Annotated in this window: 27 protein-coding genes; 20 read left to right on the forward strand and 7 right to left on the reverse strand. The window is 60.4% G+C overall.

Annotated features, from left to right (window positions below; genetic code table 11):
• The first annotated feature begins 286 nt into the window (after positions 1-286).
• From ASE30_RS25735 to ASE30_RS25780, 9 genes are all read left to right on the forward strand, one after another.
• Positions 287-1,036, forward strand: a complete 750-nt coding sequence (locus ASE30_RS25735) for a ParA family protein (protein WP_057287121.1) — start codon at positions 287-289, stop codon at positions 1,034-1,036.
• Entirely contained in the window at positions 1,033-2,268 is a 1,236-nt protein-coding gene (locus ASE30_RS28720) for a ParB/RepB/Spo0J family partition protein (protein WP_082601740.1), read from the forward strand. Before ASE30_RS25735 ends, ASE30_RS28720 begins: the two co-directional genes overlap by 4 nt.
• A 40-nt stretch (positions 2,269-2,308) precedes the next feature.
• A complete protein-coding gene (locus ASE30_RS25750) occupies positions 2,309-2,650 on the forward strand; it encodes an H-NS family nucleoid-associated regulatory protein (RefSeq protein ID WP_057287123.1) in 342 nt (113 codons plus the stop codon).
• 78 nt (positions 2,651-2,728) lie between these two features.
• Entirely contained in the window at positions 2,729-2,938 is a 210-nt protein-coding gene (locus tag ASE30_RS25755; RefSeq protein WP_057287124.1) for an antitoxin VbhA family protein, read from the forward strand.
• A complete protein-coding gene (locus tag ASE30_RS28725; protein ID WP_235515352.1) occupies positions 2,928-3,890 on the forward strand; it encodes a Fic/DOC family protein in 963 nt (320 codons plus the stop codon). Before ASE30_RS25755 ends, ASE30_RS28725 begins: the two co-directional genes overlap by 11 nt.
• Before the next feature lie 1,244 nt (positions 3,891-5,134).
• Positions 5,135-6,169 (forward strand): glycosyltransferase, encoded by a 1,035-nt coding sequence (locus tag ASE30_RS25765; RefSeq protein WP_369819373.1) that lies wholly within the window; start codon positions 5,135-5,137, stop codon positions 6,167-6,169.
• Positions 6,153-7,598: a glycosyltransferase family 39 protein gene (locus ASE30_RS25770; protein ID WP_057287125.1), complete on the forward strand. Its 1,446-nt coding sequence runs from the start codon at positions 6,153-6,155 to the stop codon at positions 7,596-7,598. Before ASE30_RS25765 ends, ASE30_RS25770 begins: the two co-directional genes overlap by 17 nt.
• A 105-nt stretch (positions 7,599-7,703) precedes the next feature.
• Positions 7,704-8,258, forward strand: coding sequence for a lipid IV(A) palmitoyltransferase PagP (pagP, locus tag ASE30_RS25775; RefSeq protein ID WP_057287126.1), 555 nt, complete (start codon positions 7,704-7,706; stop codon positions 8,256-8,258).
• Between the two features lie 561 nt (positions 8,259-8,819).
• Positions 8,820-10,250 (forward strand): hypothetical protein, encoded by a 1,431-nt coding sequence (locus ASE30_RS25780; protein WP_057287127.1) that lies wholly within the window; start codon positions 8,820-8,822, stop codon positions 10,248-10,250.
• Positions 10,251-10,414: 164 nt separating this feature from the next.
• On the opposite strand, the gene ASE30_RS25785 is transcribed toward ASE30_RS25780, so the two are convergent.
• From ASE30_RS25785 to ASE30_RS25810, 7 genes are all read right to left on the reverse strand, one after another.
• Positions 10,415-12,142: an EAL domain-containing protein gene (locus tag ASE30_RS25785; protein WP_369819374.1), complete on the reverse strand. Its 1,728-nt coding sequence runs from the start codon at positions 12,140-12,142 to the stop codon at positions 10,415-10,417.
• Between the two features lie 384 nt (positions 12,143-12,526).
• The gene (gene ligD, locus ASE30_RS25790; protein WP_369819375.1) at positions 12,527-14,533 is read right to left on the reverse strand and encodes a DNA ligase D; all 2,007 of its coding nucleotides are present in this window, start codon (positions 14,531-14,533) and stop codon (positions 12,527-12,529) included.
• 3 nt (positions 14,534-14,536) lie between these two features.
• Positions 14,537-14,956: a DNA polymerase ligase N-terminal domain-containing protein gene (locus ASE30_RS29985; RefSeq protein WP_369819376.1), complete on the reverse strand. Its 420-nt coding sequence runs from the start codon at positions 14,954-14,956 to the stop codon at positions 14,537-14,539.
• Positions 14,957-14,977: 21 nt separating this feature from the next.
• Positions 14,978-15,175, reverse strand: coding sequence for a DUF3606 domain-containing protein (locus ASE30_RS25795; RefSeq protein WP_057287239.1), 198 nt, complete (start codon positions 15,173-15,175; stop codon positions 14,978-14,980).
• Positions 15,176-15,372: 197 nt separating this feature from the next.
• On the reverse strand, positions 15,373-15,627 hold the full coding sequence (locus ASE30_RS29830; protein WP_304438830.1) for a CrpP-related protein: 255 nt from the start codon (positions 15,625-15,627) through the stop codon (positions 15,373-15,375).
• An 88-nt stretch (positions 15,628-15,715) separates the two neighbouring features.
• On the reverse strand, positions 15,716-16,027 hold the full coding sequence (locus tag ASE30_RS25805; RefSeq protein ID WP_057287240.1) for a hypothetical protein: 312 nt from the start codon (positions 16,025-16,027) through the stop codon (positions 15,716-15,718).
• Positions 16,028-16,324: 297 nt separating this feature from the next.
• Positions 16,325-16,987, reverse strand: coding sequence for an SOS response-associated peptidase (locus tag ASE30_RS25810; protein ID WP_057287131.1), 663 nt, complete (start codon positions 16,985-16,987; stop codon positions 16,325-16,327).
• A gap of 255 nt (positions 16,988-17,242) precedes the next feature.
• On the opposite strand from ASE30_RS25810, the gene ASE30_RS25815 reads away from it, so the two are divergent.
• The 11 genes from ASE30_RS25815 to ASE30_RS25855 all read left to right on the forward strand — a co-directional run bounded on the left by ASE30_RS25815 (position 17,243) and on the right by ASE30_RS25855 (position 25,434).
• Complete coding sequence (locus ASE30_RS25815; RefSeq protein ID WP_057287132.1) at positions 17,243-17,770, forward strand: JAB domain-containing protein; 528 nt, start codon at positions 17,243-17,245, stop codon at positions 17,768-17,770.
• Positions 17,771-17,975: 205 nt separating this feature from the next.
• Positions 17,976-18,386: an antirestriction protein gene (locus ASE30_RS25820; protein ID WP_057287133.1), complete on the forward strand. Its 411-nt coding sequence runs from the start codon at positions 17,976-17,978 to the stop codon at positions 18,384-18,386.
• A 308-nt stretch (positions 18,387-18,694) separates the two neighbouring features.
• Positions 18,695-19,594 carry an N-6 DNA methylase gene (locus ASE30_RS25825; RefSeq protein WP_057287134.1) on the forward strand — a complete coding sequence of 300 codons (900 nt, stop codon included), beginning with the start codon at positions 18,695-18,697 and terminating at the stop codon, positions 19,592-19,594.
• Between the two features lie 300 nt (positions 19,595-19,894).
• Positions 19,895-20,542 carry a DNA methyltransferase gene (locus ASE30_RS25830; protein ID WP_057287135.1) on the forward strand — a complete coding sequence of 216 codons (648 nt, stop codon included), beginning with the start codon at positions 19,895-19,897 and terminating at the stop codon, positions 20,540-20,542.
• Entirely contained in the window at positions 20,539-20,793 is a 255-nt protein-coding gene (locus ASE30_RS25835) for a hypothetical protein (RefSeq protein WP_057287136.1), read from the forward strand. The genes ASE30_RS25830 and ASE30_RS25835 overlap by 4 nt, the downstream gene beginning before the upstream one ends.
• Positions 20,794-20,797: 4 nt before the next feature.
• Entirely contained in the window at positions 20,798-20,992 is a 195-nt protein-coding gene (locus tag ASE30_RS25840) for a hypothetical protein (protein WP_057287137.1), read from the forward strand.
• 383 nt (positions 20,993-21,375) lie between these two features.
• Complete coding sequence (locus ASE30_RS29990) at positions 21,376-21,753, forward strand: ClpX C4-type zinc finger protein (RefSeq protein ID WP_369819377.1); 378 nt, start codon at positions 21,376-21,378, stop codon at positions 21,751-21,753.
• Between the two features lie 528 nt (positions 21,754-22,281).
• Positions 22,282-22,707, forward strand: coding sequence for a hypothetical protein (locus ASE30_RS29105; RefSeq protein WP_156407771.1), 426 nt, complete (start codon positions 22,282-22,284; stop codon positions 22,705-22,707).
• A gap of 41 nt (positions 22,708-22,748) precedes the next feature.
• A complete protein-coding gene (locus ASE30_RS25850; protein WP_057287139.1) occupies positions 22,749-23,198 on the forward strand; it encodes a hypothetical protein in 450 nt (149 codons plus the stop codon).
• A 73-nt stretch (positions 23,199-23,271) separates the two neighbouring features.
• Positions 23,272-23,421 carry a hypothetical protein gene (locus ASE30_RS29310; RefSeq protein WP_200964484.1) on the forward strand — a complete coding sequence of 50 codons (150 nt, stop codon included), beginning with the start codon at positions 23,272-23,274 and terminating at the stop codon, positions 23,419-23,421.
• Positions 23,422-23,448: 27 nt separating this feature from the next.
• On the forward strand, positions 23,449-25,434 hold the full coding sequence (locus ASE30_RS25855; RefSeq protein WP_057287140.1) for a ParB/RepB/Spo0J family partition protein: 1,986 nt from the start codon (positions 23,449-23,451) through the stop codon (positions 25,432-25,434).
• The last annotated feature ends 31 nt before the right edge of the window (positions 25,435-25,465 follow it).

Genomic DNA, 25,465 nt, shown 5'->3' on the forward strand with positions numbered 1-25,465 from the left:
CCTTGGCGGCACCAACGCGGTGGCCCGGCTTTGCAAGGTCCGTTCACCTTCCGTCAGCAAATGGCGACAGAAAGGAATACCCAAGGCGCGAAGAATGTTCCTCGAGTTAATACGGCCGGACATCTTTGGCCCGAGCGAGTGCCAGGCTGCGAGCGGAAACGTAATCGCTCTGAGTCAAAGCACGCAGTCCCGAAAGGAATAGTCCAACCGCCGCGTCCCACTGGAAACGCGCGTATACGCCTGCCGACGCGAGCGGCAAAGCTACAAACTCCTCAAGGAAAAATCAATGAAAATCGCCGTGGTCGCACAAAACAAGGGTGGCGTCGGCAAGACCGCTGACGCCGTTCACATTGCATTTCACGCTGCCGAACAGGGCCTCAAGACACTCGTGGTGGATCTGGACACGGGGAACCTGTCCAAGACCATGCGGCAACACCGCCTGGAGGTGCCGGCGAGCGCACTGTTCCTCGACGAGGTGCCAGTCGTTCCCGAAGCCAAGGGCCCCATTTCCCTCCTGCACGCAGATCGGCTTCTGGCCAACGTGATCTATATGCCCTTCGAACGTGCGCTTCGAAATTTCCCGGTGAATCTGCGCGAGTTTGAAAAGCGAGGCTTCGATCTCTGCGTGATCGACACGCCCGCCAGCATCGGAATCGCCACCATTACTGCATTGCGCACCGCGGATGCGGTGATCAGTCCGGTCGAGATGGAGGACTACAGCATCGAGGGCATTAAGGACATGATGCGAGTGATCGTCGGGGCCAAGCAGCACAACCCGAAGCTGCACTTTCTGGGTATCGTGCCGAACCGGGTCGACCGCCGTAACCCCCGCCAGGTCAGACATCTTGCTGAGGTACAAGCTGCGCACGGCAAGCTTCTGGCACCAGTTGTGGTGGGCCTGCGCACTAGCGTCGCAGAGGCACTGGCGGCGGGTGAACCCGTCTGGAAGAGCAGGAAGACAACGGCACGGGCAGCAGGCGCGGAGATGCGCGCCCTCGGCCATCACGTCTTGCAAACGATGGGAGTGGCGAAATGAGTTTAGCCGCTAAACACGGTGATGTCGGCGGCCTGGACCTGGCAGGTCTGGGCGATCTGGCCGCGATGCTGGACGGAGCACAGCCCCAGGCGCGAGAGCCTGGGATGTACGACATCAGTCGCATTCATGAGGATGAGCGGAACTCGCGTGGTGAAGGTAATCCTGGGTACAGCGAGGAGAGCATCCGCGAACTTGCGGAATCGTTCAAACGTCGCGAGCGCCAGGGCAAGCGCGGCATCAAGTCTCCTTTGTCGCTGCGCCCGCACCCGACCATTCCGGGAGATTTCATCATCAATCACGGTCATCGCCGCTTTCGCGCCGCGAAGGTCGCCGGTTTTACGTCTGTGCCGGGGTTTGAGGATCCTGATTTTGATGACGTGGACCAAGTCGTTGAGAACGTGCAGCGCGAGAATCTGACATTCCGTGAAATTGCCGACTTCATTGGCGGGAAACTGTCGGCCGGCTGGACCCAGGCCGATCTGGCGCGTGAACTCGGGAAATCCAAGGCCTGGGTAAGCCATCATGCTGGTCTACTGACGCTGCCCGAACCCGTCGCCGAAGCTGTTGCGGCCGGGAAGGTCAACGATGTGACGCTCGCGAACGAACTTGCAATTGCCCACCGCGAGGACCCGCAGGCCGTCGCAGATCTGTTGACCGCGACCGAGGCTAAACCCACGCGTGCGGCAGTGAAGGCAATTCGGAAGGCCGCAGGGGCCAAGGAAAACTCGCCAGATGCACCGGCGGATGAGACGCTACAGTCGTCGAGTGATGAGGCGACAGCCCGCGCCGTAGTGGCGCAATGTTCGACCCATGTGTTCCTCGCAAAAGAGCCAAGCACTCCTCCCGAAAAAGGCGAACGTCCGCCGGCAGTTGGCCAGGAAGTCCAACGTAGTGTGGATCGCCTCGAGCAGCATCGCCGGGAGAGCGCAAACCCGGGGCTTCGAAAGAAGGGGACGGATGCCCTGGCACGCCTCATCAACGTCGCACAGCGCGATACTGGCCAAAGCAAACGTGTGGCGGACTTTCTCCTGTCGTGGTGGAACGCAACCAGCTGCGGCGGATTTGACCTGACCGATTTCTGGAGCGTCGACGCTGAGATAGCCGATGACATGCTCGTCGTGATTGGCCTGATTCGCCAAACACGCGCATATCCCGATACCCTCGGGACCGAGATTCATGAACAGTTCAAGGCACTCGTGGCGCTTTGGCGCCCGGCACTGTGCGACGCCTGACAGATTGTTTAGCCGCTAAACACCGAAAGAGGATCCACCGATGGAAAAGTCTCTGGCCAAAATCAATGCGCAGATTCAGGCCTTGCAGCGCCGGGCTGACACGCTTCGCATGAATCGCAGGGCGTCCGCGCTACAGAAAATCCTGGGCCAAATGCACGAGTTCATGATCTCGCCGGAAGATATCCAAACCGCCTATGCACGAAATCGGCCGGCGCGCGCTAAGCGCCGCGACGTCCAGCGTCGGCCAGATTCTCGAAGCGTCGTGGCGCCGAAGTACCGCAATCCCGAATCGGGTGAAACCTGGAGCGGCCGCGGCCGTGCCCCACGTTGGCTGACGTCCGCCGAGAAGGCAGGCCGCAACCGGGATGACTTTCGGGTTTAAGTCTCAAAGACGAGCCTGAACAAGCGGTCCCTCTTGGAAATTGCCCTGCGGTAAAATGAAACGCTTGGAGATACGCCAATGCCGACTGCCTTTGATCTCAACGAACGTCGCCGCGCCGTCCTGAACGCGGTCGCCAGTCAGCGTCTGGAAGGCCTGGAGCCCGACCCGAAGACAATCGCGGAGCTGGAACGCGTCGCTGAGGGCACCTTGAGCATTGCGGACGTGATCCAAACACTGCGCTCCCGCATCGCTGCGGGCGATTTTCGCACCCCAACGAGTGACCAATAGCGATGGCCGCCTTCTAGGTGGCCATTTTTCTTCGCCCATGGCCAAATATCCCAGCGACGCCAAGGATCCATATGTCGATCCTACTACCGGTGTCCTTCGCAACCGGCTCGGGATCAGCGACCAGGCTGAACTCGATAGGGTGGAGGCGACATTTGCGGCCGTGCGCTCTTATGAGCTCGCGATCAACCCTGTTCCTGGCGATTTTGATCTGGCGCACCTTCAACAGATCCACAGGCGGCTTTTCGGAGACGTGTATGACTGGGCGGGCCAGCTGAGGACTGTTGATATTTCGAAGGGAACCACACGCTTTGCGAGCCACCAGCAGATCGCAGGCTATGCACCTCAGATCACACGCCCGCTCGCGCGTGACCAGCGCCTGCAGGGACTTTCACCCGAGCGATTCAGCAGTAGGGCCGGCCATTACCTCGGCGAGTTGAACGTGCTGCATCCGTTCAGAGAAGGGAATGGAAGGAGTATTCGTGAGTTCATCGGTCAGCTGGCACGTGACGCTGGATATGGCATCTACTGGCAAGAGATCGACCGGGCGGCGATGACCCGCGCCTCAATCGAAGCTTACGAGGGTGATTCGAGTCGCATGGCGTCTCTAATCCTTTCGGGCTTGCGTGATCTTGACCGCGAGTTTGCGCTGGATCTAGCCAGAGCCGTGCTCGGAGACGACGCCCAGCCCATCCTTGCCGTTCAGGGCCAGACATACGATGGCATGGTCGTGGGATCCACTGAACGATACATCCTCCAAGAAGTGACGGATCGTGGCGGAGAAATGGTCCTTCACAGTCGAACTGCTCTTGTGAACGCGCAGCTTGCGGTGCCCGGCCAGGCGGTGGAAATCCGATATCCCCACGGAAGAGTTGGCCTAGTTGAGAAGGCAGTCGACGGACCAAAGCCCGAGCTGGCCCAGCAGCGCGAGAACTCTCACGAAATCGGCCGCTGAGGTATGACCGGCCGATTGCGACCCATTGCTGCCCTTCGCACATATATACCCGAATTCGGGTTCGAAAACTGTCGTCCCAGATTTGCTAGTGAGCCAGGGCGCCAACGTAAGGAACGGTTGTGAGCCGGGAACAACCAAGGTCTGGGTTTCGGAACGCTTTTTTCGAACAGGTTTCCGAGCGGCCTTGGGCTGGCAGTTTAAAGCGTGAAAGGCGGCCAAGTGTCGCGACATGGACCGTTTGGTCGCCTGTCGCCGTACCCAATTTGGCGTATGGATCATCCCTCTGCCGGTAAGTAGGGTGGTAAGCGTCGCCGCGCGGTTCCGCCACCGGTACAAGGCGCCTCTTCTGCTTGTGACTTGATGGCCACTTCCCATGCCTAAGGCGAAGTCGAGCAAAATGCTGGATTCAGACGGACCCTGCTAGCGTGAACGATCTGTGATCTGTGTCATCGGAAGGAGAGTGCATGCCGGGTGCATACTCAGAAACTCTATTGGCATTCATTGCGATGGGCGACGACGGCATTTCGTATCGTATCGAGAGGGGCCTTCGGCCGACAACTCCCGCCGGGAAGGTCATTTCTTCCCATTATTGCTTGCCCGACGGGGAGCGGGTCTGGCGTCTTGGGGATGGCCGCTTCCAACTTGAAGACGGAACGTTGCTCAGAGTAGTAGGGGTCCATCTGTCAGGGCAGGCGTCAACTGAACGACCCACCGACGAAGACAACGCCGAATCAGACTGTTGATTTTTGCAAATCTATCCGCCCCAGAGCGCGCCTGGACGCAAAATTCGGACACCTCGCGACGGAGCCTAGCCAAGCGCCAACTTCGCGCATCGCGTCGGCGGCCAATTGATCTGGCCGGTGTTTCAGGAGCCTTTACTTTTGGTGGTTTTCTCGTTGTGTGGAATGTTTAAAAAGGTTAGGCATCGGTCGCTGGTATTCCCTGCTATCTGACTGTCTTGGTAGGCGTTATTCTCAGGCTGTGCATAGAGCTAGGTCTCCCGCTATTACTCGAAGCCGCAGCGGAATTTATTGCGCATTTTTCTATGCGTATGGTTTTACCCTTGGCCTAACGTTCGAGCCATCCTCCAGACGAGAGATCAAATGCGGATATATAGCGAATAGGCGCCAACGGTCGTGGGAATGCTGCGGCAGGAGCGCTTCCGAGCTTGCACACACGTTCGACGAGTATGGTGGTGAGCTTCTGTAGGTCGGCAGTCCTTCGATATCGAACGGGGTCATACTGTGATCACATCGCTACCAAGTCCGTCTGAAGCCGTCAAGAAAGCGGTAAGCACAATTCAGATCTCGGTTGTCGTCCCGTTCTTGAACGAACAGGACGTCTTGCCCGTCTGTTATGCGAAGCTGAAAGGGATTCTTGGAGGGCTGGCCCAACCCTACGAAATCGTGTTCGTGGATGATGGAAGCACGGACAACAGCGTGGAGCTCGTGGCTGCGCTGATTCGACGGGATCCCAGGGTGCGAGTCGTGCGCCTGAGCAGAAACTTCGGAAAAGAAGCTGCGATGAGCGCAGGGTTGGCGCATGCCCGCGGTGAGGCCGTGATTATGTTGGATGCCGACCTGCAAGATCCTCCTGAGCTGATTCCGGATATGGTACGGGCTTGGCGCGACGGCTTCGACATCGTCTCCATGCGACGACGCAAGCGCGAGGGGGAGGGTGCCGCGAAGCGGTTGTCTGCGTATGCGTTCTATCGAATCCTGAGTCGTATGAGCCGTTCGCGGATACCCGCCGACACCGGTGACTTCCGCCTTATGAGTCGCAGAACGGTAGAGGCCCTGCTTCAAATGCCGGAGCGGTGCCGATATATGAAAGGTCTGTATTCCTGGATCGGATTCCCGACCAAAGTCATCGACTATGACCGCGCGCCCAGGGCTGCCGGCAAGACAAAATGGAACTACTTCGCCCTGTTCGGGCTCGCCCTTGAAGGAATCACCTCCTTCTCAACCGCACCGTTGCGGTGGGCGACGGGGATAGGCGCCGTTGTGGCATTGGCAGGCGCCACATTTGGGTTTTGGATTATCTTCAAAACCATGATGTTCGGTGATGACGTACCGGGCTATCCGTCACTGATGGCCATGATTACATTGCTGAGCGGAATTCAGCTTTTGACTATCGGCCTATTGGGCGAATACGTAGGCAAGGGGTACTTGGAAAGCAAACAGCGTCCAGTCTTCGTCGTACGCGACGTGCTCGATTACGCCACTGAGACCCACTCGCATTGCGCCCCATTCCGAGAAAAAAATGCAGTTGAAGGCTAACTGGTTTTTCTGGGGGCTGGCAGGCATCGTCATCGCTCGGCTGTTTTCAATGGCGGCAGTGCCGCTGATGGATCCCTCAGAGCCGAGATACGCTGAGATCGCCCGTCTTATGGTCGAAACCGGCGATTGGATAACGCCCTGGTTTGAACCCGGAGTGCCCTTCTGGGGTAAGCCGCCGCTATCGTTCTGGAGTCAAGCCCTGGGGATGCGAATCCTGGGGGAGTCGGAGTTCGCAGTTCGATTGCCGTCATTCCTTGCCATTGCCGCGCTGGCAGCCTTGCTTTACCGCGCGGCCAACCTCCTTTTCGGTCGAGAGACAGCGCGATGGGCCACGCTCATGCTCTCTACCATGCTTCTACCGCAGGTCGCGGCCGGCGCAGTGTTGACAGATCCGTTCTTTGCGCTAGGAATCACCTATTCAATGTTGGCGTTCATTGTTGCGCCAACGACGCCTACCAAGTTCTGGCGCTATGGCTTCTTCATAGGCTTGGCGATTGGTCTGCTGTCGAAAGGGCCCCTGACGCTTGTCCTCGTTGGGTTGGTCGTAATACCTTGGCTGGCCATCTACCGCGAGCGCACGGTGCATCTGACCGTTCTTCCGTGGTTCACCGGTACGCTGGTCATGCTCGTGCTGACGGTTCCCTGGTACCTCTGCGCAGAGATAAAGACCCCCGGGTTTCTCCAGTATTTTTTAGTGGGTGAGCACTTCCTGCGATTCGTGGATGCGGGCTGGCAGGGAGATCTGTATGGGACGGCGCACAAGAGCGCCTTGGGCAGTATCTGGGGGCAGTGGCTGCTGGCATCCTTGCCGTGGGGAATTATGGGGGGCCTGCTGGCTGTTTGGATCGGTGCCAGCGCATCACGCAGGTCCAAGGCATTCGAGGTTTATAAAGCTCCTGTCGTCGGATACCTGGCACTGTGGGCCATTGCTGCTCCCGTCTTCTTCACCTTCTCGGGAAACATACTTTGGACGTATGTGTTGCCAAGCTTGCCTGCGCTTGCACTACTTATTTCGATATACGCGCAAGCGTTTTTTCCCGCAGGCATTGCACCGTCCTTGAGTCGGATTTTGATCGGGGCGGCGGTACTGGTGCCGATAGTGGCAGTTAGTCTCGGGGTGATCTCGCTTACGGCGCCCACCACACTGATGACCGAGAAGGAATTGGTGGCTGTCGCCCGATCTCAAATGAGCGATGGCAAAAAGCTCTATTTTGTGGACAGCCGACCTTTCTCGGCACGCTTCTACTCGGACGGCAAAGCCGAACTTATCGCCCTGGGCGAGCTGGAAAATCTGATCTTGCAGAAGGGTGAATCGGCTATCGTCGCCATCCCAAAAAAAAAGGAGTCTTCAATAGCAGTAAGCGTTAGAGCCCGATTGGTGGAGATGTATAAAAGTCGGCGCTATACGCTTTACAGACTCAATGGCTAGGTTTTTTTCAGCCGTAATGGGAACGTCGATATGACCGGGAAATTAAGGACTGTCCCATTACAGTACTGGACCCGTCATTTCTCCTCGACGGCCGCAATGACCGCAATGACCGCAAGGCTCCGGGTAGCGATACTGTTTGTACTGCTCTCGGTTTTCGCGGCCCCTGCGCAGTCTTGCGACAGCATGCCCTCGTGGGCGCGGTCCGCCTGCAACCGGCTTGACCAGATCTGGACCGAAGGCGGAAACGACCTCTACATCAGCGGATATACGTGGCACAACCGCGCCACGTACAGCAAAGAACAAATCAACGGCTTTAACGAATTAGCCTGGGGCGGCGGATACGGTCGCAGCATCTACGACGAAGACGGTGATTGGCAGGGCCTGTACGCCATGGCCTTTCTGGACTCACACAGCAAGGTCCAACCCGCCGCGGGCTATGGCTTCCTGAAAATCGGCCAGGTCAGCGAGAACTTCCGACTGGGCGCGGGCTATACCGTATTCCTGACCGCGCGCCAGGACATCATGGGTTATGTACCTTTCCCCGGCATCCTGCCACTGGTCAGCGCGAGCTACAAGGGAGCCATGCTCTATGCCACCTACATCCCAGGTTCAAGCGGCACAGGTAACGTCCTTTTCATATTCGGCCGCTGGCGCTTCTGAGGCCTCGGCCCGGCACCCCGGAACGCCGGGGCAGCTTGCGGGGCCAGGTCTCCCCAGCCGGAGCGACTGGGGGAGCTGAGTGCGATCAGCTCGGGAATGTCCGAGAACCGGTCGCCACGGCGAATGCGCACGAATTCCCCGCGTATTGGATCGTGCATGCGTTTCACCGGCAGCGATGCTGATCGCTGCCGCGCACACGCTGCGCTGATCTGAACCGTCAGCAGTGCGCATGCGACCACAGCTGCAAATGCTCCAAGCCGAAGCTGTACCGCTCCGACATCCTGCCCAAGCGGTTCAAGCGGGTTCTAGATGAAATTGAAGTGTGCCCTTCCGCTGCATGACCGATTCGCCAGCCGCCGCCGTGGCCGGATAGGGCTACGCCGTCACAACAGTCAAATTTACAGGGTGGCAACGACGGGTTCTGGCCGTAGGTCGTCATGCGACCCGAAGCGGCCGCCAAGCACTTGTAAGAACCTCGGCTCAGTAGGATGACAGATACCATTCATACTTTCCCGCACCAAAGATGGTGGCTTGTAGGCCAGCCCGAAGCGACTGTGAGTTATGAACCCACTTCATCCCTATATGTTTGATGTATTTGCCTTGTCGCTGCCGAAAGGACTTAGTTTTGGCGACGAGCCTCCAGTAAATGCGTGGATTGGTAGCGGCTGGCTCACTGTCGGTGTGTTGACCCAGAACCAGCATAGCAAAAAGCACGGTGTTCTTGTCATGCGGCGCCGAGAGGACGATGTATGGGTAGTGTTGCGTAGAGAAACGGGTGCCTTCAGGCAAGAAGATGCGATGGCGATTATTCGTCAGGCATGCGACGAGCCCGCTAGACGTGTTCCCGTACCGTCGGGTGTCCGTAGACGGGCGCCACTAGCGGATGCCAAGGGTAATGAACCCAGCGGCATTTTCAAACTGCTCGCACATCCCTGTCGAGAGCGTGGAGCCTGGATGCTCAACCAGTTGTATCTCGCCATGCCGAATCCAGACCCTAACTGGGCCAGCGACTGTCGGACTAATAATTTCCACACTCGGTTATGGGAAGCTCAGCTTCTGGCTAGCTTCCGAGAGCAGGGTCTGTTGGTTACCCAGGACCACTCATCGCCAGACTTCCACGTCGCCAATCGCAAGGGTGGCGAGGCTTGGGTCGAAGCGGTAACTGCTAATCCTCCGGTGCCATACGACCATGCCCATGCAGGCACAGCTCCGTTTCCTCTAGATCGACGCGAACGCGTGCTGGGAGTGGCGGCAGAACGTTATGCCAGAACCCTGCGAAACAAGTTGAGCAAGGGCTACAGCAACATGGCACATGTGGTTGGCAAACCGTTTTTGATCGCAATAGCGGACTTCCATTCCCCAGGATCCATGATGTGGAGCCGTGAGGCTCTTATCGCCTATCTCTACGGGGTGTATGCCCGGGAAATAAGGGGCGACAAGAGGATGGTCGCTGTAGCTGAAGCAGTCAATTTTCTCCCGGGAGATCCCGATATTCATGCCGGCTTGTTCTTTTTGCCCGAAGGCCAGGAGTTGTCGGCGGTTATCTTTTCGAATGCAGCTACTTTGGCCAAGTTGAGCCGCGTACCCATTTCCGCCGGTGGAAACAGTGGCAACTACCGCTATGTGAGGATTGGTGAGTTCGCAGATGACACCCCGGGGGCACTGCGCGGTATCCCATTCAGCATGTACGTAAACAGCGACGAGTATCGTCAGTTGTGGAAGCCCTACGGCTACGAACCTTGGACGGCGGAGATCGAGGTGTTCCACAACCCAAACGCGAGGTATCCGATCAACCCGGCGCTATTTCCAGAAGCAACTCATTGGCTTCTTATCAATGGTGTGATGGATTGCCAGCGCTACTTCAACACCAGCATCCTCAAGAGCCAGACTTTGATTCAACCGGCATCGGAGCCTGTCCCAAGGGTGGACGAGCTAGTGTTTCAAGATACCTATGATGGCGTTGACACTGAGTTTGTTGAGGACATCGAATGAGGATCAATATCGCGTTAACGTATGCCGCTTTTGTGCCACTGAGGCAAGAGCGCATCCGTAATTCTGGCGTTCTTCAACGTCCGCTCCTGGCCGAGAGCGGACATCCTCTGCGACGTGCATGCCGCTAACTGAAGTTTCGCGGCCAATTCAATGGCCCTCTGCTGTCACCTTCGTCGCACAAACTCTACAAAGGCTTCTGCGCTAAGCGGCCGGCTGACCAGATAACCCTGGATGGCGTCGCAGCCCGCGTCCTTTAACTCATCGGCCTGATGTTGGTGCTCGACCCCTTCGGCGATTGTTTTCATGCCGAGCGAACGAGCGAGACCGACGATGCCTCGAATTACCGCCGAAGCCTTCTCTGACGTTGCCAGCCCGCGGACAAAGGACTTGTCGATCTTGAGCGTGTCCACAGGTAGTCGGACGAGATAGCTCAAACTTGAGTATCCCGCACCGAAGTCGTCGAGCGACGTGGATAGTCCGGCTTGTTTCATCGTGGCGAGAACTGAAGTCGCCATTTCGATGTCGCTTACTAGGCAGTCTTCCGTGATTTCGACATCGAGCATGGCGGCGGAGATGCCGTGTTTCCGGACGGCATGGTGAATTCGATCTGCCAGCCCCATATCGAGTAGTTGCCGAGCCGATAGGTTCAGGCTGATTCGCGGTACGGTGACGCCCATCTTTTGCCAAGCGGCGATATGCAGGCAAACCGCATTGAGCAGCCAATCGACAAGTACGCCCTCATAGGGGGACTCAAGCAACAGCGCCAAGAATGCGTCAGGCGTCAGCAAGCCTCGCTCGGGATGACGCCAGCGAAGAAGCGCCTCGGCACCGATCAGGGTGGCATCCACGAGAGAAATCTGGGCCTGGAAATGAAGTTCGAACTGGTTCTGCGCAAATGCCGCGCGGAGATCGGAGCGCAACGCGACACGGTTGCGCACGCCCCGGTCCAGAATCACGTCATACGTGCGTACTTGAAGCCCGCCAGCCGACTTGGCCGCGTACATGGCCGTATCGGCCTGACTCAGCAACGTCTCGGCGGTTTCGGGGTCTTCTCCCATTAGCGCGATACCAATGCTGGCGGACAGAGAGATCGCTCGACCGCTTATTTCGAACGGCATCGCGAGCGCGTTGAGCACCGCAAATGCGCATGCTTCTGCCGCGCTATTCGTGGTGTTGCGCAACAGTAGAACAAACTCGTCGCCGCCTACGCGCGCAGCAAAAAAAGCAGGTCCGAGACTTTCGGTAAGCCTTACCGAAAAATTACGCAGCAGTGCGTCACCGGCAGCATGGCCGAACGCGTCGTTGACTTCCTTCAGATGGTCCAAGTCGATAAACAGCACCGCGACAGAGACGTCATTCGGCGTGCTTGGCAAGGCAGCGCCAGCGACTGCACGAGACAGAGCTTCCATGCAACTGCGTCGATTCGCCAACCCCGTCAGATAATCGTGACTCGCTTCAAATTCCAGTTGGGCAGCGTGCTCGTGTTCGCGCGTGACGTCGCGAAAAAGCACCGTAATACCCTCATCGTGGCGAAATGAGCGCGCTTCAAACCAAGTGCGTAGCGGGGCGTAATAGCCAGTGTGGCAGCCGGGACGTCCTGTGGCCGCTGTGTGCCGGTAGATTCTGTAATAGCCGGAGTTCACCAAGTCCGGGTAACACTGCCAGATTTCGCGTCCGAGGAGGTTTTGTCGCTCCTGTTGCAAATAGCGCTCGGCGGTGTTGTTCAGGTAAGTGAAGCGCCAGGACTTGTCTATCGACATGAATCCGTCGCTAAGGCTATCAAGCATTTCCGCTAGGTGAGCCGGTGCAGGCTGATGAGCCCCAGCTGCCGGTGGTTGGTGCGTATGTCGTGCCATTTTCGGACCTATGTTCGCGTGGGACTTAAGAGCCATCGCTGGCCCGCAAACCGTGGGTCCGAATATTTTACCGGCCTGTTCTGATCCATGTTGCACAAGGGGCAAGGCCCACAATTCGCAATTGTTCAAAATTTGGACGCTGCCGTGTAGTGGCCGGTTGATTGCACCGTCGCTATCCGACCCCGTGGATATGTGGATGATCGCTGCGCGACCACTCGGCTCGCTGCGCTCGGCCCATGGACAACCGCTGATGGACAAACGGTGGACAGGCTCCGCCTGACCACGCGCTTGACCACAGGGTGTGCCCACCGGCTTCCCGAGTTTCACCCACATACCCACCGGCTCCCATCTGCCAACCATTAGATACAGAACCTCAAAACAGCAGTGCTAATGATGCAGCAGGGGCGTTCTGAAGGCGGGCTAACCCTTTGTCCGCTCCGGGCTGTAGCCGATCGCATTCATCGCCTTGCTGATCGTTTGGGGCGTGTAGTCGCCCCACGGTGAGTTGGCCACGTCAAGCCGATTCTGGATGTTTGAAATCGTCCATTGCGCGCCACCAGTGACGTCGCCCAGCTCATCCCAAGACAATGGGACAGATACGCCCAACCCGGGTCTAGCCCGTGCCGACCAGGCGGCGGCGGTGGTGGCGCCGAAGCCGTTGCGGAGATAGTCCACGAAGATCTTGCCCACGCGATTACTTGGGCCGCTCTTGGCGACGAAAAGCTGGGGGAGTGTCCTGGCTAGGTGGCGCACCATGGCAGCCGAAAAGCCTTTTACAACGTTCCAGTCGTATTGCTTTCGCAACGGCACCACCACGTGGAGACCCTTTCCACCACTGGTCTTCAGCCACCCCTCCAGGCCGAGTCCGTGCAGGAGGACGCGCACCAGCTGCGCAGCCTGCTGAACTGCTGGCCAGGACACACCTTCACCGGGATCCAGGTCCAGGATCAGCCTGTCGGGCTTCTCGATCGCGTTCTTCACAGCGTTCCACGTGTGAAATTCGATCACGTTCATCTGCGCGGCCGACATGACTGCGGCTGGCGTGGGCACTTCGAGCAGGGCGGGGTGGCCAGGATGAAGCCCTTCTGGTAAGGCGGTAACGCCCGGGATCGGGGCGTCAAGGTGCTTTTGGAAGAAGAGCTGTCCTTGAATGCCGCCCGGCGCACGCACGAAGGAGACAGGCCGGGCCTTCAAGTGCGTCACGAGCAGGGGCGCCACCAGGCCGTAGTAGCGTGCGAGGTCCAGCTTCGTCAGGCCTGTCGACGGGTCGATGACGCGATCCGGATTGGATAGCTTGCCAGACTTTGTTCGCGTGGATGGTGGCCGCTGGGCCGGCGTTGACGGTGCCGGCGCAGGTGGCTTGGTCTTCGGTTCGACCGAGCTGGCCGGCAATGCCCGTTCCCTGATAATCGCAGGTGCTGGCTTGTCCGTTCGAAGGCCGCGGAAGGTCGCGTGCCGGACATGCCCGCCCTCGGTCCATTCTGCGAACGACACCTCGCAGACAAGGACTGGCGCTACCCACTGCACGTCCCGCAACGACTTCGGCTTTCCGGCGCTGAGAGGCGTTGCCTTCTGGTTCCACGCGGTGAGCTTTTTGTGAAGATCCAGGAGACCACGGTCGTCAAAACCCGTGCCCACGCTGCCGGCATACCGCAGACCTCCCGCCGCCTCGTAGACGCCGAGCAGAAGGGCGCCGAACCCGACGCGGCCGCCCTTTGGCGCCGTGTATCCCACGATGACGAACTCTTGCCGCTGGGCGCATTTGATCTTGACCCAATCGTCCGTGCGACTCGAGACGTAGCGGGCCGATTGGCGCTTGGCCATGATGCCCTCGAGTCCCATGCGGCATGCGGATGCGACCAGGTCCGCAGGAGAAGCGCTGAATGCTTCGCTAAAACGAATGTGATCGTCCTGGCCCGCCGCGATCAGCTGGGCGAGCAGCTCACGACGTAAGCGCAGTGGCTCGCCGCGAATATCCCGCCCCGCGATGTAAGGAAGGTCGAAGGCGTAGTAGATGATGTTCGACGTGCGTTTTCCATCAAAGGCGTTCTGCAGCGCCTGGAAACTTGGCACACCGTTATCTGCCAGTACGACGATTTCGCCATCGATCCACGCGGAAGGAACGTGCATTTGCTGGATCGACGCCACCAGGTGTGGAACCTTTGCGCTCCAGTCGTGGCCATTTCTGGTGAACATTCGAACTCGGGAACCCTCGACCCTAGTCAACATCCGGTATCCGTCGAATTTGACCTCGTACAGCCAATCATCTCCGTGCCTCGGGACGCCGTCGACCAATGTGGCCAACTGGGGCTTTAGGGACGGTGGCAGATCTGCCTCGAGGCCTGGAAGCTTTGATGCAGCGGGCGCTGCTCTGCTGTCGGAGCGGCCGGTTGCACGGGCCTTCCCATTCCGAAGTCGGGTAGACATGGTTCAGTTCCGCTGCCGGTCACGAACGGAGGTGAGGATGAGTAGCCAAGGGGGCCGTTCCACGGCTCCGCTGCCAGACATCCGCACGAGGGCCCAGCGGCCCTGCAGGCGCGCGCCGTGTAGGCGAAATCTCAGATGACCGGCCTCGTATTCGCCTGCATCGCCCGCCAAGTACCACTCTCCGGCGTCCCATACAGATACCGGTTCACCGGAGAGCGGTGATACTGCAGTACGTCCTCTACGCTTCCGTCCGACCGAGGGAACTGCCGGCTGCTCCACCGCGATGCGTCTCGCCTTCGCGTCAAGCGGGATCCCGTTGATTACCGTCCAGCGCCGCATGTTTTCGCCCATCTCCAACTGGAGCTCGAACCGCTCGTGATGAGTCAAGGACCGATAAACGATAAATTTTCGGACGTTGCCCACGGTCTTGCCCCGCCACGATAGTCAAGAGCGCTTGGAGCCGGCCTGCTTCTTCAAATGTTCTCGCACCGCCGTTGCTGAGACGCCCACGGCCTGCACAGCCTTGCGCAACTGTTCGTCACTCACGCCCAACTCGTTGGTCCAGTAACGCAGCTCGTGGGCCTCGTTCACGTTGATACGCGACCGGTCTTGCGCACCTCGATTTTTCAGATCGTCCGACATGAAATCCTCCTTCTCGTGTTGGACCCAAGGTCGCAGCAACTAGCGTGCCTACGGGGCGGCAAGTCGGCATCGTTTAGCAGCTAAACACCATGGGGATGTTCTGCGCGACCGCTAGGCTGGTGTTTAGCCGCTAAACGCGCTGCGAACATCCGCCCAAACGAAAGCGCCCCATTCGGGGCGCTGGTTCGGTGGGCCGTTCAAGCGGCCGGAAGGGGGATGTCGGGTCGCCTTCTGGCCACGGACACTGCGAACGGCCTGGCGGATCGTTTGGTCCCGCGTTGCGCCGACTCTCTCTTCCAGCCTTCTTCCCAGGCATTCACTCGCTCGATCCACTCGCCCGGAGGTTCCCCGGTGTGACCTGGCATCGCGTGCGCCTTTAGGTATGGGCAGTCCAAGAGGCTCAAACCCCTGCGGGCCGCCTCTGCGCCCATCTTCTGGATGTCGTCGAGCATGACCTCGCCCTCCAAAAGTTGTGGGAGTCCAGTATGCCAATCAAACGTCGTTCGAATCAATGGTGCCCCTGTACCGGGCGGAGAGGTCTTATCGCGGCCCCATTCCCTTGCGTAGTTTGTCCGGCGCCTCCAGCAGCTCCCGGACCATCTCCTCCTGCTCGGCAACGCACGGCTCTGCAGACAGTATCTCGAACCACTCGTCGTAGACCGGCCCCAGCACCCCGGACGGTCGTTTGAATCCACCGGACAGTTGCTTGGTGCGCAAGATGAACGAGCGGTAGCGCTTGACCTCCTGGAGGAGGGCCAGGAGATCTGCGTCGCTGATCTTGCCGTCCGGACCACGATGGCGGTCCTGGATGGCGCGCAGCTGGGCTATGCGAAGCGGAGGCTTGAACGGCATGATGCTGTACCACTGTATAGACATACAGTATAAACAAGCCTAGAATCCGCGCCATATGCCCCTATTTCCCAGGGGCAACACTAGGCCACGGCCATGAGCAACCCAGAAGATTGGCGGCGTATGGATGACTACTACTGGGCGGGACCGCCTGGGTGGACCGTTTGCCGCGTTTGGGGCGACGGTCGTTACCAACACGAGCTATGGCACAGCCGAGGAGACACGGGACGGCTGATCGGCATGCGCGCGTCATTTGAAGCCGCGCTCGCCCTGTTTGACCATCAGCCGCGGTCTTGACCGTCAGATCGGTTCGATGGCGTCCGGCAGCTGATACTTCGAATTGCCCACTTCCTGCCGCACCGGGTGCCAGGTGAAAGCGTCCTCGGGTACGCCTTCGTGGAGCAGATCGCGGGCATCGGCCGTTGACGTTCCTGGATCGGCCCAACGCTGCGCGATCGCGGGCGGCAATGCCACCGGACGCCTCGCGTGGATGTCCACCATCCCACCCTTCGTGTCGTTGGTCGCGATCGCAAAGCCGTGTGCGGCATCGAACGGCTCGCCAGGTGACCACGCCGTCAACGCCGCGAAATAGAGCGGGCCATCACCGTGGATATAGTGCGGCTGCTTCGTGCCGTCCGCGAGCACAGGCCATTCGTACCAGCCGTCTGCCGGCACCAGGATGCGGCCGGCTCCGATGAGAAAGCGCCAGGGCCATCCGTTCTTCAGAATGGTCTCCAGCTTTGCGTTGCTCATGAAGTGTTTGGAGTCTGGACGCTTGTAACCCCACGGCAGCCTGCCCATGGCCTCGGCGCCTTCGGCCAGGCGATGCAAAGTGAGCGGGCGCGTGCCCGGCGGTATGTTGAATCGCGGCCCCGTTGGGTCCGCGAAGATCTGGCTCTGGTTGGTGAAGATCCGCTCGACGTAGTCCAGCGGGCCCGATTTCTGAACGATTCGACCGCACATCGATCACCTCTGTGAATGCAGATGTCTGGCCAGTATAGGCGCGCGCGTGGTGTACGGCAGGAGGTCAACACCAGCGGAGAGAGGGCAGTCTTGCGTCTTTGGCGATTGTGACACGCTGTTCTCGCCGTCAAGTGCTGCGCAACGCCGGCAGCGCCGGCGCCGCTTGCGGCCAGGGGCCGGCGGGCCACTTGACCGCTCCGCTGCAGCGTATCCCAGGATCGCCGGGCAATCCCGCCCGGCACTGGAGATCCAGCAATGCAGTATTCCATCACGTTCAATACCAACGATCACGCCGCCGGCGCGCTCTTCGTACAGGATTCCGCTGGCGCGGTGCGCCCGGCTGCGCCGAAAGAGATCCTCGCTGCGGCACGTGAGGTCGTCCTGCAGGAGATCCAGCGGGGCCAACTCATGGATTCGCCAAAGCTCGTGCGCGAGTTCCTGCAGCTGCGGCTGAACCTCAGTCTTGAGCACGAAGTGTTCGGCATCATGTACCTGAACCCGCTCGCCGAGCTGATCGCATATGACGAACCGTTCCGGGGAAGCTTGAGCAGCGCGGCGGTTTACCCGCGCGAGATCGTCAAAGCGGCGCTGGCGCACAACGCGGCCAGTGTCATCCTGGCGCACAATCATCCGAGCGGCCACGCCGAGCCGAGCCGGGCCGACGTCAACATCACGCGGCAGCTCAAAGATGCGCTCGCGCTGGTCGGCACCACCGTACTCGATCACCTGGTCGTGGGCGGCAGCAGGATCGTCTCGTTCGCGGAGAAAGGCATCATGCCCTGACCTGCAGCGCCGGGCCTGGCGCTGGTGTCAGGCCTTGGGCGCATCTTTGCCCTGCGCGCACCAGGCGCAAGGGGCTTTCGCGGCATATAGCCGCTCGCTGCGCTCGCTTTATATTCCACGTCCCCTTGCCCCCGGTGCTTGTTCCGCAGGGCGCCAGTGCTCCCGTCCCGCCACCCGGCCGGGCCCTACTTCTGAGGAGCACGACATGACCCAAGCCACTCTTTCCGTCGCACGCCTGGTTCCCGATGGCGAACGCATGAACTTTCTTCCGAAGGCGTTCGGTAGTCGCCTGATGTTGCGAGGAGAAATCAGCGTCTACAACTGGCTGGATCGCCTGTCGCAGGAATACAGCGGCGGCTTTTGGCACTACTACGAGATCCCCAACGGCTTCTACATGGCGCCCGCAGACTACGACAAGCTTCGCATCGTGTGGCCGATGAATTGCTTCGAACGGGACATGTCGGCTGACGCCGCCGGCATCGTGGCCACGCTGTACGCCCTCTGCGAACTGTGCAGCCAATACCGTAGCGACGACCTGGCCGAGAAGTACCACGCTCTGCGCGACTTCGCCGGCGAACACGCCGAGGCAAACGCCATCTTCGCGGCGATCGATTGACGCCATCCCGGCCCGCTTCGGCGGGCCTTTTTTCTTCTGCGCGTCATCAGGCCATCGTGGCTCCGCCCCTGCTAAGTGGCGCTGCAGGGAGACGGCTGCGCTTTGAAGTGGGACCGTGGAAAGCCATACGGGGTGGCGGGTCTGCTTTCCCGGTCAGGGTGCCACGTCGTTCTCGCGTTCAAGTGCGGCGCGCCCCGGGCAGCGCCCGAGCCGCTTGCGGCCGCCGGCCGTCTTCGACACTTGAGCGCTGCGCTGCGCCGTGCCTCTCAAGTTCCGGGCATTCCCGCCCTGGCAACCGGAGAGACCACATGGCCAAAACCTCAAATGCACAACAACGCCGTTTCCTGAACAACGCCGACGCCCACCAGAAGGAAATCGTTAGCCTCATCCGCCAGGTCGCACGTACGCGTGGGATCGACCGCGTGTGGAGCGACTGGGTGGAGATCTGCGCGATCGCGTTGGCCCGTGCCGATCTCGCGCAGCGCGACACGCGCGAGCAGCGCTACCTGCAGGTAATCGCTCAGTACGAGCGGGCCGAGCTGGACCTGCTGGTGCAAGCGTTCTCGCACCTGGTCATGGCCTACGAGGTCCGTGTTCAGGCAGCAGATTTTGGCGACGTGCTCGGGAGCACGTTCATGATGCTGGATATGGGCAACGCTGGCGCCGGCCAGTTTTTCACGCCGTACGAGGTGTCGCGCCTGATGGGCAACATGATGATGGGCAACGGCCAAGATCTTGTCGACAAGACGGGCGCGCAGGGGTTCGTGCGCATACTGGAACCTGCCTGCGGCGCTGGCGGCATGTTGATCGCGGCGGCGCACGCGATGCACGATGCGCAGCTGAACTATCAACAGTGCATGCACGCCACTGCAATCGACATCGATCAGCGCTGCGTGCATATGACGTTCATCCAGCTGGCGCTCTTGCACGTGCCGGCCGTGGTGATTCATGGCAACGGCCTCACGGGCGAGTGCCGAGAGCAATGGTTGACGCCCGCACACATCCTGGGCGGCTGGCGCGCGCGGCTTCGCCGTCGCGAAGCGGAGGAGGGCGCTCGAGCGCTCCTGCAGGCGCCGGCGGACATGGACGAGATCCACGTCGACCAGGCCAAGACCGACAGTCGATCGGCCGAGATCGATGCGCCGCTGCAGGCCATTCCGAAAGCCATCCGCCAAGCGGCTGCCGCTGGCCAGATGTCGCTCTTCTAGCGAGGTTGCAATGGCCCCTCTCGGGGCCTGGCGCGCCGGCGACGCGCCATCTTCGGCACATGGAGAACCGCAAGCACTGCACGGAGCATACAGTCGCATCCCACTCCAGCACGGACGCTAGGGCCGCTGCGCGCGGCTTTGTAGCCGCGGCCCCATCTTCAAGGGCTTTCGCGGCATAAACCGCTCACTGCGTTCGCTATTTATTCCACGTCCCTTGACCGCGCTTTCGTGGGCTGCGCCCGCCTGCCCCGTGCAGTGCAATGCAGATCGGCTGACATTGCTGCACGCAAGGAGCCAACTATGAGTCGTGTTGTCCTGGGCGATTGCCTGTCCGTTCTTCCCACCTTGCCCGATCGCTGCGTCGATTTGGTTCTGACCGATCCGCCATACCTCGTCAACTACGTGGACCGCTCCGGCCGGAGCATCGCCAACGATCGTACCGACGAATGGCTGGCGCCGGCGTTCGCACAGATGTTCCGCGTCCTTCGCGATGACGCCTTCTGCATTTCGTTCTACGGCTGGAATCGGGTAGACCGATTCTTTGCCGCCTGGCGCGCGGCCGGCTTTCGCGTCGTCGGCCACCTGGTCTTTGCGAAGCAATACCAATCCAAAGCGCGATTTCTGGCGTATCAGCACGAGTCGGCCTACTTGCTGGCCAAGGGCCAGCCGGCGCTGCCGGCCGAGCCCTTGCCGGACGTCATGCCATGGAAGTACAGCGGCAACCGCCACCATCCGACGCAAAAGCCCGTCGAATGCCTGGCGCCGCTGATCGAATCTTTCAGCCGGCCGCGGGACATTGTGCTGGATCCCTTCGCCGGCTCGGGTTCGACGTGCGTGGCCGCCCGCCAGGTCGGCCGGCGCTTCTACGGCATCGAAATGGACCCGAAATATCACGCAGCCGCAACGCAGCGCTTGCAGCTCGCCCGCCAAGAAAGGATCGCAGCATGAGCCGGGACGAAAATGCAATGACGGGTGGCCTGGTCGCATTCTTGCAGGGCTACGGAAACCACGACTTGGACGGCCTGGCGGCGATCGCCCGATACAGCGCCTGGCCGGCGCTGGCCGCCCGCGAGAACGAGCGGCGCATGGCGCGAATTATCGAATCCTTGCCGCTCGATGAGGTGCAGGCCATTGCCCGGTCGGAAATCGACCTCAACCAGCTCGCCCGCCAGGTGCTGGCGGATTTGGACACGGAGTGAGTCCATGGCCATGGTAGAACTCGCCATGGCGGCTCCCGCCGCCATCGCGGACATCGCGCGCCGCGTTTTGAACCTGGAGACGCTGGATTGCCGAGGCCGCGCCCAGCTCGTCTATCACGAACTGTTCGTAGGCCAGTTGCGCGAGGCGCTGGAGGCCGCGTACCTGGCCGGCATGGTGGACCACTATCGCCGGGAATAGGAAGATCGGCGCCGGCCTGCCGGCCGGCGCAGCTTTCCTGTCGGCGGCGAGACCGCGCGCATGTCTACCGCTCGTCGGGCCGAGTAGGGCGTTTACACCAGTCTGCAATGACCTGCTTCTGGATCGCACGCCTGGCTGTGGCTTCGTTCACAAAGGTCTTATACGGGCCGCCGATGTGCGACCAGGGTCCGGTGGCCGAATACCGCACCTCGGCCGTGACCCCATTTCCGTCAGGAGCTGGTAGCGTGCGGTACGCCGCTCGGACGCCGTTGATGACGATGGTGCCGTCCAAACCGATTCACCTCACTGAAGATATCGGATGCAGGAGAGTCGAGAATGCCACTCCGGTTGCGCTGCGCTACTAGGAAAAACACGAATCCGCCGTGCCGCAGCTCGTGTTAGATTGCGGGCCTTCCCGACCCACGTACCGTTCCGAGATGGATGAGCCGAAAAAAAGACGCCGTTCCAAAAAGCAGGCGCCAGAGTTGCATTGCTCGTTCTGCGATAAGTCCCAGTACGAGGTGCGAAAGCTGATCGCCCGAGATGGCGATAACCGGATCACGATCTGCGATGAGTGCATGGAAATGTGCAACCAGATCATCAACGATCAGTCGTTGGTAGAGACCGAACATCGTCCGAAAGCGCTGTTCGACTACATCGTTCGACAGCACGAAATCATCGGCCAAGCGACGGATAGGGCAAATAAGGCCATGGGCCTGCTGAACATTTCAATGCCGCCTTCGACGGATTCTCAGCATTAAGTCGGTTGATTTCAGCTCGGTCTGAACGCCTGCGCGGGCCGTTTTCGGACGGAGTGTCCACCCCTGGGCGTGCCCCTACGCCTTCGGCTGCGGGTCGGGCTCTCGCGCTTCGCGTTGAGCCTGGCCAACCCCGCCAGTCTCACCCCCGGTGGGGCTTCCAGCCGTCCCTCCCTTCGGTCGGCTCACGCCTTCGCGCCTGCCGGCGCTGCGCGCTGCCGCTTGCGGGCCGCCTTGCGGCCAGCTTGACCCGCGCTGCGCGCGGGTAGGGGCGCTCGGCGCGCGCCTGGCTTTGGTGTCGCCGCCCTGTCTCTCGCAATGCATCCATTCCCGCGAGCCCCGTCCTAAAACGCCGACCGTACCACTGCGCTCCTCCCTCCAAGGGTCCGGTGCTCACCCGTTCGGTGCTCGCCTTCGGCTGCGCTCCGCGTGCGGCCTCTGCTCCTGCCCTTTCCAGTCGTCACTACGTGGCCACGGACGGCACGGACAGGCCTCACAGGAACGGATGCGAATACCGCGGAGGGAAACACCATGAACAACCAAATCCAACAAACCTACGATCGGACGACTTCTTCAGGATCGGGTGACGCACTACCTCTTTCTTTGGGGCAAACGACCATGACTGACCACGCGGCGCTCAATGCCAACCTTCTGGCCGCAGCTAAAGAGACATTGCGCTGTGCGCAGGCGCGTCAAGATCGGCGCGGCGTGGATGTGCTCGATAAGTGGATTCTGTCGCAAGAGCATCAAGGCCCCGAGACTTGCAAGGTTCTGTGGTCGCGGGCAATGGACATGGCCTTCAACCTGGGCGAAGAAGAGTGCGAGGCTGGCCACGAGCAGGCCGATGTGCCCGCACTGCTGCAGGACGTGCCCGTGCTGATCGAGGCATGGCGAGGTGGTTGGAAATTCCACAAGAAGTCCACCGGCGAGCTGGTGCTGGCCTCCACCGCGCAGTAACCACCGCGATAAACCAACCGCCCAACGAAAGGAGACGCTTCATGAACGCACCCCAAGAACAGGACACGACCGATATGGCTATCGTCCTTTACACCGTCCTGGGTGGCGCTGAATGCGCCTTGACTAAAGCCGCCTTGGCGCAGCGCGGCCTTCAATACGCCGAGCGCAGCGCGATGGATTACGCGCCCGCGCTGGCTCGTAAAGGCTATGACTTCGCACCCGTCGTCACCGTCGCCGTTGAAAACGAGTTGATCGCCTGGACAGGCCATCGCCCCGACCTCATCGAACTGTTGGCCGACCTGCTGGATACCGGCTTGGTCGATGCGGACGGATTGCGCGAAAGAGACGCGGCAGAGGAAGCCGTGTTGACCCGGTTTCAGGTGGTGCTCCAACTGCGCGACCACCAAGCAAACGCCCAAGATTTCTTTGCCGAACATGGCGATCAGCCGCTGTATCGCGGGCGCGACTTGCTGAACTGGCTTGGCTATTAAACGAAAAAGCCCCTGATCGGCTGCAACCGATAGGGGCTTGCACCTCGACCCACCCGTCAAAAGGAGAACCGTGATGAACCACGACTTTATCAGATTGGCAAACGACATGCGCCGCGCCCACTTGCTGGGCCTGGGCTTTCGCATCCCCGCGATGACGATGCGCCAGCTTACCGCCCTCATCGCCGCGCTCGATGCGCCCGAAATTCCCGCGCAACTGCACTGATCTCGATATCGACCTGGAGCATTTTTGATGAAACTTGATTCCCACGAACTCGCCTCCGTCCACGCCGCAGCCACGCGCATGGAAATCCCGCATTCGCAATTGCGCCTCAGTGAGGCGTATCAGGCCCGTGGCCTGGAAGACCGCAAGCAGGACCCCGAGATTCTCGAACTGAAAGCCACCATCCAGGCGATGGGCGGGTTGCTGCAAAACCTCGTTGTGGTTGCAGCGCCGGACGGTTCCTATGAAGTGTGCGCGGGCGGGCGGCGCTGGACGGCCCTGGGCCTGCTGATCGCGGACGGTGTTTTCCCCGCAGACTACCCGGTCCCTTGCCTCATCATTCCAGGCGAGTTTGCCTACCACGCGAGCTTGATCGAGAACATCGGGCGCAAGGCGATGCACCCGGCAGACGTGTATGCGGGATATGCGCGGCTGCGTGCCGAAAACTGGACGGTTGCGGCCATCGCCGCCGCGCATGGCGCGTCCGAACCGGCGGTCAAGAAGCTGCTGGCGCTGGGCAGCGTGTCGCCCACGCTCATGCAGTTGTTCCGCGACGGCAAAATCAAGATGGACGAAATGCAGGCGCTGGCCTCCGTCTCTGACCATGCCCGCCAGGAGGCGGCATGGAAGGCTTCGGCGAGCCAACCCTGGAACCGGGACTACCACATCCGCCAGTTGCTGGCCGAAACCGAAATGCGCGGCGATTCGCCCGTGGCGCGGTACGTGACCGTCGCCGCATACGAGAAGGCGGGCGGCGAGGTTCGCCGCGACCTCTTCGAGAACGACGCCTATCTGACCGACCCGGAGAAGGTGCGCAGCATGGCCGATGCCAAGATGCAGCGATCCAAGCTGTTCAAGGCGGTGCAGGCCGAAGGCTGGTTGTGGGTGGAGTGCCGCGTGTCGTTCGAGTACGCCGACAAAAAGTCCTTCGGCGAGATTCAGCGCGTCCTTCGGGAGCCCAGCAAGGCCCAGGCCAAGCAGATCGACGGACTGCAAAAGAAGATCGAAACGGCGCGGACAAAGCTGGCTGCATTGCAAGAGGCCGAAGGCCAGGAGGCGGCCGACCTGGACAAAATTCGGGGCTTGATTCGCGGCTATGAAGGGCAGATTCGTGAAATTCGGGCCGAGCTTTACGACTACCCGGCCGACTTGAAGGCCCTGTGCGGCGCGATTGTGCACCTGGACTATCAAGGCGACTTGACCGTCACTCGCGGGTTGATCCGCCAGGACGAGCGCGACGCCGTGTCGCAAGCCACGCGCAGCAACGACGCAGAGGGCCAGACGGTGACGGGCGTGGACTTGCCCCCGGTAAAGACGCGCCCGGTGCATTCCGAAGCCCTGACAAATCGCCTGCAAGCCCAACGAGTGATTGCCTTGCAATACGAAGTCATGATGCGCCCGCAATTGGCTCTGTGCTTGCTGGTGGAGCAGATGCTGGGCGATATGGACTGGAACCGGCGCAGCGCCAGCGGCGATACGTTCGATTTCTCGGCACGGTCGGCCCAACATGAATTGGCGAACACGGACCCCGATATCAAGGACTGCGCGGCCTGGACCGCCGTGCAGGAAATGATTGGGTCGGTCACGAAGGACGTGCCGGAAGATGAAAGCGCCGTCCTGCCCTGGCTCCTGAACCAGTCCCAGGCCGATGTTCTCGACATGCTGGCCGTGCTGACGAGTCTGACGATCTACCGCCGCCGCAGCAATGCGCACGGCACGGAAACCAAGCACCTCGACCGTTTGTCGGGCCTCGTTGATCTCGACATGAGCAAGTGGTGGAAGCCGACCCCGCAGGCTTACCTTGCCCAAGTGTCCAAGGACCGCATCGCGGCAGTGGTCACAGAGGCGGTCGATGCCGAGCAGGCGAAGCCGTTGCTGGGAATGAAGAAGGCCCAGGCCGCAGCCGCAGCCGAGCAATTGCTCGAAGGGAAGGGCTGGGTGCCTGAACTGATGCGCGTCCAACCCCCTCAGGTCGCAATGGCCGTGGAACACCCGATGGGAGAAATGGAGGAATAAGGACATGCCCGGGGGGCTCCCCCCGGGGTTG

It is taken from the genome of Achromobacter sp. Root83 (assembly GCF_001428845.1).
GTDB lineage: Bacteria > Pseudomonadota > Gammaproteobacteria > Burkholderiales > Burkholderiaceae_B > Achromobacter.

Coding starts and splice junctions, on each gene's coding strand:
- ASE30_RS25815 (WP_057287132.1), top strand. CDS start 17,243: ATGCAGTATTCCATCACGTTCAATACCAACGATCACGCCGCCGGCGCG.
- ASE30_RS25855 (WP_057287140.1), top strand. CDS start 23,449: ATGAAACTTGATTCCCACGAACTCGCCTCCGTCCACGCCGCAGCCACG.
- ASE30_RS25785 (WP_369819374.1), bottom strand. CDS start 12,142: ATGGCTCTTAAGTCCCACGCGAACATAGGTCCGAAAATGGCACGACAT.
- ASE30_RS25830 (WP_057287135.1), top strand. CDS start 19,895: ATGAGTCGTGTTGTCCTGGGCGATTGCCTGTCCGTTCTTCCCACCTTG.
- ASE30_RS25825 (WP_057287134.1), top strand. CDS start 18,695: ATGGCCAAAACCTCAAATGCACAACAACGCCGTTTCCTGAACAACGCC.
- ASE30_RS25850 (WP_057287139.1), top strand. CDS start 22,749: ATGAACGCACCCCAAGAACAGGACACGACCGATATGGCTATCGTCCTT.
- ASE30_RS25770 (WP_057287125.1), top strand. CDS start 6,153: ATGCAGTTGAAGGCTAACTGGTTTTTCTGGGGGCTGGCAGGCATCGTC.
- ASE30_RS25755 (WP_057287124.1), top strand. CDS start 2,729: ATGCCGACTGCCTTTGATCTCAACGAACGTCGCCGCGCCGTCCTGAAC.
- ASE30_RS29830 (WP_304438830.1), bottom strand. CDS start 15,627: ATGCTCGACGACATCCAGAAGATGGGCGCAGAGGCGGCCCGCAGGGGT.
- ASE30_RS25805 (WP_057287240.1), bottom strand. CDS start 16,027: ATGCCGTTCAAGCCTCCGCTTCGCATAGCCCAGCTGCGCGCCATCCAG.
- ASE30_RS25750 (WP_057287123.1), top strand. CDS start 2,309: ATGGAAAAGTCTCTGGCCAAAATCAATGCGCAGATTCAGGCCTTGCAG.
- ASE30_RS25780 (WP_057287127.1), top strand. CDS start 8,820: ATGAACCCACTTCATCCCTATATGTTTGATGTATTTGCCTTGTCGCTG.
- ASE30_RS25735 (WP_057287121.1), top strand. CDS start 287: ATGAAAATCGCCGTGGTCGCACAAAACAAGGGTGGCGTCGGCAAGACC.
- pagP (WP_057287126.1), top strand. CDS start 7,704: ATGACCGCAAGGCTCCGGGTAGCGATACTGTTTGTACTGCTCTCGGTT.
- ASE30_RS25810 (WP_057287131.1), bottom strand. CDS start 16,987: ATGTGCGGTCGAATCGTTCAGAAATCGGGCCCGCTGGACTACGTCGAG.
- ASE30_RS25835 (WP_057287136.1), top strand. CDS start 20,539: ATGAGCCGGGACGAAAATGCAATGACGGGTGGCCTGGTCGCATTCTTG.
- ASE30_RS25820 (WP_057287133.1), top strand. CDS start 17,976: ATGACCCAAGCCACTCTTTCCGTCGCACGCCTGGTTCCCGATGGCGAA.
- ASE30_RS25795 (WP_057287239.1), bottom strand. CDS start 15,175: ATGTCGGACGATCTGAAAAATCGAGGTGCGCAAGACCGGTCGCGTATC.
- ASE30_RS29310 (WP_200964484.1), top strand. CDS start 23,272: ATGAACCACGACTTTATCAGATTGGCAAACGACATGCGCCGCGCCCAC.
- ASE30_RS28720 (WP_082601740.1), top strand. CDS start 1,033: ATGAGTTTAGCCGCTAAACACGGTGATGTCGGCGGCCTGGACCTGGCA.
- ligD (WP_369819375.1), bottom strand. CDS start 14,533: ATGTCTACCCGACTTCGGAATGGGAAGGCCCGTGCAACCGGCCGCTCC.
- ASE30_RS29105 (WP_156407771.1), top strand. CDS start 22,282: ATGAACAACCAAATCCAACAAACCTACGATCGGACGACTTCTTCAGGA.
- ASE30_RS25840 (WP_057287137.1), top strand. CDS start 20,798: ATGGCCATGGTAGAACTCGCCATGGCGGCTCCCGCCGCCATCGCGGAC.